At 38.2% G+C, this 12,651-nt stretch carries 14 protein-coding genes; all 14 read right to left on the bottom strand.

The window, feature by feature from the left end; genetic code table 11:
* Positions 1–42: 42 nt before the first annotated feature.
* The 14 genes from LS41612_RS10930 to LS41612_RS23405 all read right to left on the bottom strand — a co-directional run bounded on the left by LS41612_RS10930 (position 43) and on the right by LS41612_RS23405 (position 12,634).
* Positions 43–708 (bottom strand): M15 family metallopeptidase, encoded by a 666-nt coding sequence (locus tag LS41612_RS10930; RefSeq protein WP_024364686.1) that lies wholly within the window; start codon positions 706–708, stop codon positions 43–45.
* Positions 705–1,121 carry a phage holin family protein gene (locus tag LS41612_RS10925; RefSeq protein WP_024364687.1) on the bottom strand — a complete coding sequence of 139 codons (417 nt, stop codon included), beginning with the start codon at positions 1,119–1,121 and terminating at the stop codon, positions 705–707. Before LS41612_RS10925 ends, LS41612_RS10930 begins: the two co-directional genes overlap by 4 nt.
* A gap of 73 nt (positions 1,122–1,194) precedes the next feature.
* The gene (locus LS41612_RS10920; RefSeq protein ID WP_080653398.1) at positions 1,195–1,470 is read right to left on the bottom strand and encodes a hypothetical protein; all 276 of its coding nucleotides are present in this window, start codon (positions 1,468–1,470) and stop codon (positions 1,195–1,197) included.
* A gap of 107 nt (positions 1,471–1,577) precedes the next feature.
* Positions 1,578–1,934: a hypothetical protein gene (locus LS41612_RS10915; RefSeq protein WP_024364689.1), complete on the bottom strand. Its 357-nt coding sequence runs from the start codon at positions 1,932–1,934 to the stop codon at positions 1,578–1,580.
* Positions 1,935–1,949: 15 nt separating this feature from the next.
* Positions 1,950–3,689, bottom strand: a complete 1,740-nt coding sequence (locus LS41612_RS10910; protein WP_024364690.1) for a phage tail protein — start codon at positions 3,687–3,689, stop codon at positions 1,950–1,952.
* A gap of 195 nt (positions 3,690–3,884) precedes the next feature.
* Entirely contained in the window at positions 3,885–5,066 is a 1,182-nt protein-coding gene (locus tag LS41612_RS10905; RefSeq protein ID WP_024364691.1) for a multidrug effflux MFS transporter, read from the bottom strand.
* A gap of 219 nt (positions 5,067–5,285) precedes the next feature.
* Positions 5,286–5,456 carry a hypothetical protein gene (locus tag LS41612_RS23140; RefSeq protein WP_158694855.1) on the bottom strand — a complete coding sequence of 57 codons (171 nt, stop codon included), beginning with the start codon at positions 5,454–5,456 and terminating at the stop codon, positions 5,286–5,288.
* A complete protein-coding gene (locus LS41612_RS10900) occupies positions 5,456–5,770 on the bottom strand; it encodes a YomQ N-terminal domain-containing protein (protein WP_024364692.1) in 315 nt (104 codons plus the stop codon). Before LS41612_RS10900 ends, LS41612_RS23140 begins: the two co-directional genes overlap by 1 nt.
* A gap of 13 nt (positions 5,771–5,783) precedes the next feature.
* The gene (locus LS41612_RS10895) at positions 5,784–6,902 is read right to left on the bottom strand and encodes a GTP-binding protein (protein WP_024364693.1); all 1,119 of its coding nucleotides are present in this window, start codon (positions 6,900–6,902) and stop codon (positions 5,784–5,786) included.
* A 16-nt stretch (positions 6,903–6,918) separates the two neighbouring features.
* The gene (locus LS41612_RS10890; protein WP_024364694.1) at positions 6,919–7,827 is read right to left on the bottom strand and encodes a phage tail domain-containing protein; all 909 of its coding nucleotides are present in this window, start codon (positions 7,825–7,827) and stop codon (positions 6,919–6,921) included.
* A gap of 3 nt (positions 7,828–7,830) precedes the next feature.
* Positions 7,831–10,974 (bottom strand): phage tail protein, encoded by a 3,144-nt coding sequence (locus LS41612_RS10885; protein ID WP_137034892.1) that lies wholly within the window; start codon positions 10,972–10,974, stop codon positions 7,831–7,833.
* 5 nt (positions 10,975–10,979) lie between these two features.
* Positions 10,980–11,273 carry a hypothetical protein gene (locus LS41612_RS10880; RefSeq protein ID WP_051147791.1) on the bottom strand — a complete coding sequence of 98 codons (294 nt, stop codon included), beginning with the start codon at positions 11,271–11,273 and terminating at the stop codon, positions 10,980–10,982.
* Positions 11,274–11,323: 50 nt separating this feature from the next.
* Positions 11,324–11,794 (bottom strand): tail assembly chaperone, encoded by a 471-nt coding sequence (locus LS41612_RS10875; protein WP_024364697.1) that lies wholly within the window; start codon positions 11,792–11,794, stop codon positions 11,324–11,326.
* Positions 11,795–11,854: 60 nt separating this feature from the next.
* Positions 11,855–12,634 carry a phage major tail protein, TP901-1 family gene (locus LS41612_RS23405; RefSeq protein WP_024364698.1) on the bottom strand — a complete coding sequence of 260 codons (780 nt, stop codon included), beginning with the start codon at positions 12,632–12,634 and terminating at the stop codon, positions 11,855–11,857.
* Between the last annotated feature and the right edge of the window lie 17 nt (positions 12,635–12,651).

The following is a 12,651-nucleotide window of genomic DNA, read 5'->3' as shown; positions in this document are numbered from 1 at the left end:
AAAAGACCTAGCTAAAAAACAAGTATTAATTAATCATCGTTTTTATTTACTACGTCTTTGTTGAATTGTAATATACAAACCAATCAAACGATCCGTTGTCATAAGACCATTCCGCAAATCCTTCAAGTGTGAAGCTTGAATAATGCCCTCCTTCACAGCTTGCGAAATAAAGTTCTCCGCCTCTGTTCTCATCGCTGGTGAACCTGGATTCCAAATTGTATTTGCCACATTGATTTCCTCCTTCTTGTCTTCCACAATTAATTGGACTTTCATTTTACTGTTACTTGGCACAATTACTTGTCCTTCTAATTTGTACCCTCTAGGCATCTTCCAATTGGGCTTCACTTCGAAATGTGGTCGGTCAATTCTACGTGCCCAATCACCGCCCCACGTAATACCTAACTTACGAGCTATTGCCCCTATTTTTGTTAATGTATCTATATCATATAAGGGTTTCGGTGGAGCCACGGCAATGTCCCACGCTAAACGTGAAGTATGATTACTCTTTAGCGTCCACGTTACAATTTTCCCTGGTCTTGTACGCCCTTGTGTATATAGATAATTTTGCCGTGCTTGCGATCGGTATGTTTCTGTAACGAAGATATTTTGAATACCTGCTTTGTAGCACTGTTGAAAGAGCAATCTGCAAGCCGTTTGAGCCACTGGTAGTAATTCGCTTAAATCTCGGCATGTAGTTGTAACACTCATTGTTTATCATCCTTTTTATCATCATTGTCGATTTGTAGCTGTTTAAAAGAGTTCGTTAAAAACTTTGGTACTTTCAAACCTAACTTTCCAAGATTCTCAATCATACTAATCCCTTCCATCCCGATTAGAAAAAGAATCATGGCATTGCGCATAAAGTTTCCGCTCTCGGTTGCTAAGTCTAATTGTACTGCTGCAATCACCATCAAAATCATGGCCACTTTTTTAAACAGTCCTATTAAGGCTTTTCTGCTATCAACGTTTTTCACAACAAAAGCAACCATAGTCCCTAAAATATAATCAATCGCCATAAAGATAGTGAGTGCTTTGATTAAATGGTCAATCCCACCAACAAAATAAGCGACCCCTGCCATGGAGCCGCCTACAAGTGATGTATATAATGTGTCTGTTTTCATTGGACACCTTCCTTTTTCATAATAAAAGCCCTCCACAGATGATTATGGAAGGCAAAAATATTTGGACTTAATTTTATTTCGACAAAGCATGGAATTGTTCTTTCGCGAAAATCCCTGCTTCAATAGACATTTTCAACAATTCAAACAAACTTTCTTTTTCTAAATCTAATGCATTTTTAATATATCTCAATGCACCATTTTCATTTATTTTATACCAGGCGAAACGAACTTCAATTCTTTTAAGGGCTTTTACATAAATTTCTTCAATTGCATATACATTTTCTCCATCCTGAATTTTAACTTGTTTCAAGATATCGCAATACTCAGTTGATTTAACGATATTTACCACAAACTTCACTCCTTTTACTATCCATATAATCATAAAAGAGGGAAATTTTCTCTAATAACTTTTTGACAATAAAAATAAGGCTAAGTCTTTGCTTACGTTTTGTTTATTTATTCCGCTTCAGCAACCTGAAAAGCATGCTTAAAAATCAACATTGCGTCATTTATCAAGACATACTCCATTTTATTAATATCAGATTCTAGTGCATCTAATACCTTTTCTAAATCACCCGCATTCGTACGAAGCTTACTTTGTCCGACTGTGATACCTAAATTATAATTCTCCATGTCGGAACATTCATTTTTTGCCACAGCATGAATCATAAACTTATTGACCACTTTACGTCCTAATCGTACAGCAACATTTTGTGGTGTATTTAAAATCTTTTGAATCTGTCCTAAGTCTATTTTCCCCTCTAATGCGAACGCTGTTCCTTCATTTGAAATTAGAAAATAATTCTGTTCCATAGCTAATATTTCTCCTTATCTTAATGTAATCGTACCTAAATCCCGACCATATCGTTTAAAAACAATTGTTCTTGCATTATTTGTACTTTGTGTAATTTCTAGACCAAGCGTGTTAGTACTTACATAATTTCCTCCACCGCCAAGGCCTACTACTCTTGCTCCACTAAAATCAACCGTTCCATTAAAAGAGTGACGTGATCCGCTATATATAATGTCATTCCAAGCACTTAATTGAATCGTCCCATTTGCGCCTCCTACAGATGTCATATCACTAAAGTAGAGTCTGCGTCCCATGTGAATATCTTCTTTAATATGAATGTTACCCGAAGTAATCGAACCTAAATTCCCACTAATGTCTGAAAGAACCCTAACTGCGCCTACAAGATTAATTTTTGATGCTTGAATACTAATTGTGGTGGATGTTTGATTAATTAAAGATGCAATGGTATTGCCATTGTAATCCGTTGTACTTACCTTTTGACTGATTTGCCAAGATTGCTGTGTAATACTACTTTCAGCGCTACCTATACGGTTATTTAAGTTGCCAATTGAAACGTTTTGAGCACTTACCGTTGACTGTATTTGATTAGCACGAACATTAATAGCAGCCACTTCATTTGCAATTCGATTACTCACTGATAGACTAATCTGGTCGGCTTTCAAATCAATAGTAGCAATTGATTTATTTAACTTTTCTACCTCAAGGGTAATACGGCTATCAGTTTGTGTGATGGCAGACTTATATTCCTTTTTATTTTCCTCGATAACTTCACTTAGTTCTTCTTTTGTATCTTCGATAAGCTCTTCCGTATCAACCTCATTATCTGACATTGTGCGAGGTAAGGAGTTGCCTAGTGTGACAGCCATAGTCTTTAACTCGTCTGTAACCTCATCTACAATACAAAAACGTTTAAGTATTCGAGTCTGTAGCTTCAGGCCCTCAATCGGCTCGTAAATCAGCCATACCTTTTCACCTAACTGTTTATCTAATAATTCGATTGTATCCAGCTCAAACGATACTTCTGGATAGTCAATAAGTGCATCCTTAGCCTTTTTCAATAGGTTATCTGCATTTGTAAATCGCTCGTCACTAATTGGATTAGCAATACGAATACCCCATATTGTGTGATTTGGTGAGGTGTAGGTTACAGTCAAACCATTTTTACCTGTTGCTGTAATTTTTGTTCGTAGATGGGTTGTATCAATCTTTCGGCTAAGTGCTTTAATGTTATGACCATAGCGATACTGTGCTCCATTATCCGGACCAAGTGATTTACTAAAGTGAACTCGGTTATTTGGTAATATCTCAAATTCACAATTGAAGGCATCACAGATTTGATTAACACACTGGATGATGTTTTTTGAACCAAATTTATAAATTGTAGCAGTTTCCGTGAAATCAATAGTTGCGCTCCAACCTGTACCAGAAAGCAAGTAGGTTATAAACTCTTGACTGCTATGAGTGCCACCAAAAGTTTTATCTTTAAATTGATACGCTAAGTCAAAGAATGTCGAGATGGCAAGGATGGTTTTGCGTTCTGGCTTATTATCAATTAATTGTTTTACTCGAAAATCATAATTAGCTGCTGTGACAATTGACTCTTCTTGAAGAAGGTTAAATCCATCTTCGTTATTTGATTTATTGATTGTGAATTCAAGCGTTAAATTACCTAGAGTATCTTGTTCGAATACTGGTGCAGATGTTGTGAAAAAAGGCTCTGTCTGATTTCCAGCAAAGTTTTTAACGACTAGCATTCTTTATCACCAACTGAAAATGTATTTCATATGCTTACTTTCAAGCAAAAGAAAAAGCACCCTCAAAAGAGGATACTTTTATAAACAACATTATGAAACGATTATTGTAGCTTTCACATTCGAAATGACGTCTATTTTCAATTCAACTTTTAAATACGATAGTAGCTCTATTACGTAGAGCAAGAATTTAACACTTCACATCTTTTTATAAAGTAATGGTAAGCTTATTAAGAGCATAACAATCCCTAGTGCTAAAAAATATAGGGGCATTGCAAGGACTGTTCCATTATGGAAAATGCTCATACCATAGATTGTAGCGCTAACGAGTAAATAATACCCTAAGCTAAATATCGCACTGGCAGAACCAATGACGTCTTGAAAGTCAATGAGCGCTATGCTTAAACAGATTGGTAAAGCGGTACCTGTACCAAATAAAATAATGAACACACTAACAATCATGGTTGGCATTTGTAATGCATTTGGTAAAAATTGCACCGATGTAGCGAGCAATGTACCGATGAGCATAATGACTAACCCTTGTACGATAATCTTCTCAGGTTTTGTATGGCTAACAAGTCGTTTAGATAGCATCGCACCCGCAATAGAAGCGAGAGCAACGATAATACCTAAAAAACCATACACAGCACTTGTTAGTTTAAAGTATTGCGTAAAAATAAATGGTGCTTCGGTATAATAGCTAAATAATACACCGTTAATACCGCCAATTAATACGCCGTAGCGCCATAGACGCGCATTTGTAAACATGCGCTTTACTATTGGTAGTATAGGCTTCATTTGGATTGTTGTTAGCACTGTTTCAGGTAAGCGTATATACGCGTAGCAAAATACAATAATACTCATAGCAACTAACACAAAAAATACGACCTTAAAGCCAAAATAATAATCAGTAAAACCACCGATTAATGGACCAAGGGCAGGTGTGAAGGCAAGGGCAGCTGTAATTTGAGCAAACAATTTATGACGCTCAACACCAGAAAAACTTTCTCGTAAAATCGTTTGTGTCACGACAGAGCCAACACTTGCACCAAAAGCTTGAATAAACCGTGCGACTAATAAAACCGCCATTTCATTTGCTACTAAACAAAGTACGTTACCAAAAAAATATAAGAATAGCCCATATAGCATTGCCTTGCGACGACCGATTTTATCGGATAAACGCCCAAAGAAAAATACTCCGAAGGCAAAAGCGATAAAATACACACTCATCGTAAGCTGTGCATCACTCATAGAAGTTTCAAATACTGCTGCGATAGATGGTAATGATGGGCTAAAAATAGTTTCACTAATCTGTGGGAAGCCTACTAGTACAATCAGTAATAATAAGCTAGGTGTTTTGTTTCCGATGTTTTTCTTCAAAATAGTACACTCCTAGATAATTATAGGTTCGAAAGAAAAACATCGTAGCTTGGGAAATGGTGGCTTCACAAGTTTGATTTTTTCTAAATCACTCATGAATTCACTTCCTTCTAAAATAAATATACGTAAAATTATACCATCCAAAGGCATAAACGATGCAACTTTTTTAAACTACTAATCTTTTTTTATTAACTATCGATCTTTATTACAAACCAACAATTATTTAGCAAGATGAGCAATTTCCCGTTCCGCAATTTCTAACTCTACGTATCTCCGCAACTCTTCTGGTTTCACATCTTTAACCGTACGAACCTCTCCCATAATGCTTGTAGCATAAGCTTTCACCAATCGTTTTTGCACCAGAGTTAATCCTTCTAAATGTTTCTCCATTACTCGATTACCTCCATTTCTAATAACATGGTAAGAATCTTTACTTCTAAATCAGCATCCATTATTTCTTCCACTGACGGCTTTAAATTCTTCAGTAACTGTTGTTCTTTATGCTTAGCCAGCTCTTCTTCCGTTCCACCTTCAACCCATTGAACCCCATTCCATTTTGGTCGATAGAACGGTAAAGGTTGTGGTAAATTTGTTGTGACGTAATCACCAACTGGATCAATCAGATTACCTTCCTCGTCCAATTCGCCTAAAAATACTTCCTCAATAAACCCGTCGCTATCCACTTGATAAACTTGCTTACGCACAAGGAATTCCTCCCTAATCTGTCCTAAATGAAAATGCCATTGCGATCTTGTCAAATTGGGTATCACAATGGATAAAACCGGAGCGTTCTATGCTAATTGTCGTTACTATTGGTGGAACATTCACCGCTCTATGATTAAACTTGTACCCTATGGCAACTACTTCCTGCCGTCTATCCACATCACTACGTGGTCTAAATCCAACTGGCAATACTGTACATACATTATGAGATTGGCTTCCGGAATTAATGATTTCCCCTTGTACATGCACGATGCCAAAATCGTCTTTGTAATAGATTAAAGGGGCCTTTCGTTGATGACTCCATCCAGCCTGAAGTGTACATTGGATGCTGTCTGATAGCTTTTTGTTTGCCTTTTTTTCATTCAACTGATTTACTGTTGTCTGCAATGTCTGAATCTCCTGATTGAAATTTACTGCATGCTGTGTTTCTCCTTGCGGACCCGGTGGACCTTGTGGACCCTTTGGACCTCGGAGACCTTTTAAAGATTCAATCCATTCTTTCATCGTTCCCTTAAATCCATTTTCAACAGCTAGTTCGTATGCTGATTTCCCTGCAGGTCCTTGTTTAGCAAGCATTGACCAATACACATTCGATTGAATATCACTCGGAGGCGTCTTTCCTAAGTTATCCTGTAAGGCGATAAAGGATGAACCATTAAAGAGAACCAAATTATTTTTATAATATTGCGTCGTATTATTCCAATTGCCCCTAGAACCCATATTCTTAACCATTAATTCCAATGAAGCGAGGGCTGTTTGAACTTGCTCTGATGCCGCTAAAGCACCTTGTTTAGCAGTATTGACTTCAGGGCGAGCAGAATTGGCTTCTGTAATTGCCTTATTAACCTGTACTAATTTTTGCGAGATAGTACTAAGTGCTTCTTGCAATGTTGTGTTATTCGTCTCTATAGATTGTTGCACTGTAGTATTCGCATTATCTACAGCTTGATTTAATCGCTGTAACAATTCATCAACTTCTGTACTGCCAGACAACATTTTGATTTGTTGTTGCAAATAACTATACCCCGATATAATTCGTTGCCAGTTCTCATTGAGCTTCATTCGTTCTGCATTACTAATGGGATTTTCTGTGTTATGCAATTCTAAAGTCAATTAAAGCACATCCCTTCTATTTGTATAAGAATCTAAAATCAAATTCGATTGATTGCACAGTTCCACCGGACACTGAAAAAACATTGTTTCCCGGCACAAGCGTTAATGGCTTTTTATTTGTATTCAAAATGGCATTCGCACCGTTTTTATAAGTGTGAATGCCATTCAAAACTAATGTATCTGTACCTATTAAAGCGCCATTAAACCTAAACACTTCGCTAGTGGTATTATTCTTAAATTCTAAATAGCTCGATGCTGTTGCCTTAATCGTTATTTTCAATTCACTTTCACGCGGATCAATTTTGACATTGCCTAAGTTTTTCACTGTGAAATTATTGGCCGTAAACTTGTACTGTAAATCCTCGTCCCACGTCAACCCTTGATTCCATTCCCACTTATTAGCGTCCCACAGCTTTAAATCTTTTAATGTTGCAGCACTTTCTGCGTAAGGAAGTTGATAAGTTTCTAATTCAACCGTGAATCGACCTGTGAGCCCATCTTGTGCAACCTCAGACATATTGCTATTGATAACGAAGTATCGTTTCCCATATAAAAAAGCAACCTCACTAGGAATAAAATCGAGCTCTCTACCCCATTGCTTACCTGGTAGCTCGAATTCGTACATAGTGGATTGCTTTGTTGGTATAGCTTTATATAAATAATACGGCTCTAAATCTGTGAACAGATCAAACGCTCTATTTTCAAGTGTTTCAAAGTCTGAATGATCTTTTGCAATAAACATTAGATGAAGCTGAATTTTACGTGTGCCGTGTTTAACTAATTCATTGATAGCCCCTGCTCGTCTTTCAACATCGGCTATATCGCGATTAATCTCGATAGGAGAAACGATGATGTCTTTCGTAACAAATCTCTCCTGAGACAAAATAATTTCTTCGCGATTCATTTTTACTAACTTCGCATCCACCCTCTACACTCCTCTCATAGAACGTTTTACGTCTACTTTTCTTGCTGTTCGCTCATCAACATAATTCGTTAAAACATGACCATCAAGTTCAAGTGACAGGTCTTTATCAGCGATAACTCGAAGGAGCTGAATAACTTTTTCTAACACCGATAAATCAAGTACAGATTCGCTTGTAATACTTGTTTTTTGAGCACTGCTGATGGCACTTTTCACCGATAGCCCATCCGTTAAGATACGCAAATCTGCTCTAGCAGCTTCGGCTAATTGTGACGCTGCAAGCTTCATTTCCGCTTTGGTAGTTGATAGACTTGAACTAATATCGGGAACTGCATTTGCAGCCAAAACTGCTGCAGCTTTCGTTACAACTTTCGTATTGCCACTAATCCCTTTGGCAAGCCCGGATGGAATCCATTTACCGACTGACATCATGACACGGGATGGGGAGTGAATACCTAATTTATTTCGTAACCAAGTTGGTAACAGTTGGGCAAGTTCCATAACTTTGGCTTTTACTTTACCAAACCAATTACTAATCCCTTTCACCAAACCAGCTACGATAAATTCACCAATTTTCACTAGACTAATATTTTGTAAGAAAGACTTTGCCGCATTCCATCCATTCACAACAGCCGATTTAACGTTTTTCATCGCCGTTGATACGGTTGTTTTAAACCCATTCCAAATGGTTTCAATAGTCCTTTTTATACCATTTAGAATTGTATTAATGGTTGTTTTAATACCGTTCCAAATACTTTTAATAATGTTTGCAATAGCTTTTAAGACACTTGAGATGAAGCTCTTAATACCATTCCAAACAGATTGAATTGTGCCGATTAGACTTGTGAAAAAATTATCTAGGAATGAAGCGATACTTCGCCAAACACTCGTAAAAATAGAGTTAATGCCATTTAGAACAGTATTGAAAAACGATTTAATACCATTCCAAATCGTTTTAATTGTATTTTTCAGTCCGTTAAAGATGGTTGAAACCGTACTTTTTATCGCATTTAAAGTATTGGTGAAAATACCTTTAATTGTTGTCCAAACGCCCTGTAAAAGCGTTTTTGCTGTTGAGCCAAATGCTTTTAACGGTCCAAGTAATTTCCCTACAAAGTAAAGATTAATTGCACCCCAGACTGCTTGTAACGCACCGCTAAGGATTTGTTTTATTCCATCCCAGACACCTTGCCAGTCACCTCTAAATAGTGCGCTGAATGTTTTGACGATACCCAAAATAACCTTAATGGCACCTTGGATCACATTTTTAATCGCTTCCCATGTAGAGACAATGAGCGCTTTTACGACTGGCCATATCTTTTGCATGATTGTCCCTATGACTGACATCACAGACGTCACAACATTTTCGATTACATTCCATACAACCAAAGCAGTCGCCTTAATACTTGCTTGGTTTTCCGTCCAGAATGCTGTAATCTGTGACCAGACGGACATCACCAAATCTTTAACAGCAGTTACTGCTACGGAAATTCCGGTTTTAATTGCTTCCCAAACAGTTTGAACCTGAGTTCGGAACTTTTCGTTCGTTTGATATAGACGTACTAAGATGGCGATGAAACCGACGATTGCTATGACAACTAAACCTACTGGATTCGTAATTAGTCCAAATGCTTTCCCAAAGTTTGTAGCGAAAGTCATCACTTTAGCACCCAATGATGCCATTGTTCCGCTAAAGTTTGTAAATAACCTGGTTACGGATTTCAGCGCTTTCCCAATACCACCAAACATGGATGAGCCGAACCCTCTGAATAACTCTTTGAATGCAATTATATTTGGTACGATGGCAAGCAAAACACCACCAAACGAAATAAGCCCCGCTATGATAACCCCTATGGATCGATTGTTTTCCATCAAGCTATTAGCAAAAGTTAAAAACTTATTGGCTAGATTGATAATGGTTGCACCAATAGGCGCCATGCCAATACCTAAGTTCACAAGGAAAGTCGTTAAATTACCAATTAGGTTCATAACACTAGGCGCTGATTGATGGACATAATCAATCAATTGTTGGAAACCTTGATTTTGACTAAGTGTGGCTGACCACTCTTTAAATCGACCCATCATCGATACGAGCCCGTCCATCATGCTTGATGAAGAACCCGCAAATGCACTAAAGAAATACACAACGCCAGCGATTGCATCTCGGAAGATAGCGCGAATCTTTGGCATATTTGTATTCACGTAATCCATAAACGCTTGGAATTTTGCACTACCACTTAATCCATTTGCCCACTCTGCAAATCGTGCTGTCATTGCTTCGAAACCGTTTGCTGTACTGATACTTAATGGCGCAAAAGCTGTCAACATCGATAGCAACCCTTTAAACACATTTCCAAATGAGCGACCAAACGTCTCCAACAGTGAGACACCACTAGTATTTAGATACATTAAAAACTTTTGTATAGGTGACGTATCGATAGCCGTATTGAGTTGAGCCATTAAATTTGCCACTGCTTGTGCACTTGAGATAAATAGAGGCCGTAATTTATTCAGTATGGCATCTGTTGCGTGCATGGCGCTTGTAAAAGCTTGCAAAACTGGTGTTTCAGTCTCTTTTACAAGTGACTGATAAGTATCCTTTACACTTTCAAATGAATTCCAAGCTTTCTTTTGTAATGCATTAAATGGTGGGCCGGTTTCATCAAATAACGCTTTAATTGTCGGGATTGCTACTGCGCCAAACGCAACCGCTGCGGCACCAGCAGCTGTAAAGGCACCGGCTAATGCAAATGTAGAACCAGCGACAGTACCAATCATCGGACCTAAATTCGCAATAGCAACAGCAGTATTCGCTAATAATGGGGATATTGCTGGAAAGACGGCCATAATTGTTCCCATGAGGGTGTGTTGTATTATCTCACCAAAAGCACGAATATTCGTGGCAATCCGGTTGATTTTTTTCTGAAATGCTTCTATTCGCGCTTCAATTTTAATAACGACTCGTTCGCGAATTAAAGCTGCAATGCGAGCTCGAATTTCAGCCATGCGACGACGGAACTGACTAATGTCTGCCCCAATATCAATACGCACATCATTTGCCGTCGTGCGTATTGTGTTTTGGACTTGGCGCATCCGTGCCATGAACTGCGTAATACGCGCGCCAATTCGTGCAGTAAAATTCTCGTTCATTTGCATTATCCTTTCTTGTTTAATTTATCAGCCCACACCTTCATATCAGCCTGCGCTTTCTTGTAAAGTGACGTGTCTATTTTCTTAGATTGCTTCCACTCTTTATCACCTGCTAGGATTCTTTTTCTAGCTTTTTCAGCATCAAATAAGTCCGTTAACCTTAAACGTTTTTCATTTTCAGCCTTGCGAATATACATGGCTTGAATCGCTAAATTTTCATAATCACTCACCATTTTCATTTGTGCGCCTTGTAAAAGTGCTTTGTACTCGTTTGGTGTCCATGACATAATTAAATCCACATCATGAACACCTAAATATTCAGCAGCGTTTGATAGGACATCGAGCCATTCTAGTCCATCAACCTGGTTTCCTCTTCCAATAACTCTGCTTTCGCGTCTAGCATGATCTGAACGCCCTTGGCATTCTCCGCTTGCTCTTCCTCGTTTTTGCCCATCGTTTTGAATAGCTCTAAGTTCTTCCAAAACGTCTTCGCATCTTTTTTGAAAAAACCCGAGTCATTAATCTCACGAAATGCTTCTTTAAATAGCATGGTTGTGTCTCCATCTTCTTCAATTCTTGCTTCTAACGCCGCCTCTATTTGAGCCATTGATGGTCGGTTCTTTAAATGCGCTAATCCACAATCCCAAAACGCTTTTAAGGCATCTAAATCAAATTGCAATAGCCCTGTATAGATAGCACTAAACCCGCCTACCTCATTGCCTTCCTTATCCTTTTGATTGTAGTTTTTATCCGCTAGCTTTTTAAAAGCGAATCCAAATTTTGCTTCATATTGATTCTTGCCAATTGTTAAGGTAGCCATGTTTATAATTCCTCCTGTTCAATTAGTCAAAAAGAAAAGAGCGCTTATGCGCCCTATTCCTTAAGCTGTAACCGTTATTGCAGCGGTAGCTGTTTTAGCTCCACTTACCGTAGTGACTGTGATTGTAGATGTTCCTGCTGCTAGTCCTGTTACAAGACCTGTAGGCGATACTTTCGCAACCGTAGTATCACTCGATGCAAATGTTACATGTTGGTTCGATGCATCCTCAGGAGCCACAACAACGCTTAACTGTTTGGTAGCATTCACAGCGATAGATGCTGTTGTAGGTGTCACTGTCACACTCGTTACAGGTACTGCTTTTTCTTTCGCTTTACCGAACTCACCTGTTTTCTCTCCCGGCTTTTCAAATACACTCCTCGCAAATTCAATAACGGAATCAGGTAGCTTTGGTAATTGTCCCGTTTTCGATTCACCGATTACCTGTAACGTACCGGAGATTTCTTGGAAGTTGTCGCCTGGATACGATATCTCTACTGATTCAACTAATGTGTAAGCAAAAATGGCATCATGGACATCTTCATTCGCATCATTTTTGATTGTATTTAAATCAACTTGCCAAACTTTTAGCTGTACCTTATTACGAATTGCATCTATAATCGCTTTTTGACCAGAATCTGTTTTGTCACCATACATCGTAACTTCAAATGATTCACTTGATTGGCCGTAAGCTAGAATCCGTCCAAACTTCGTCTGTTCATCGACTAATTCATTTTCGATAGAGTGGCTATTTTCAGTTAGATGCCCGATTAGGTAACCATCCTCACCTAACGCATTTGTAGCAAGCTGGACAATTAAAACTGTATCCTTACCGTTTTGCATGTATTTCCCCTCCTAAA

The sequence above is a fragment of the Lysinibacillus sphaericus genome (assembly GCF_002982115.1).
Lineage (GTDB): Bacteria > Bacillota > Bacilli > Bacillales_A > Planococcaceae > Lysinibacillus > Lysinibacillus sphaericus.
This window is presented reverse-complemented; position numbering and strand designations above follow the sequence as displayed.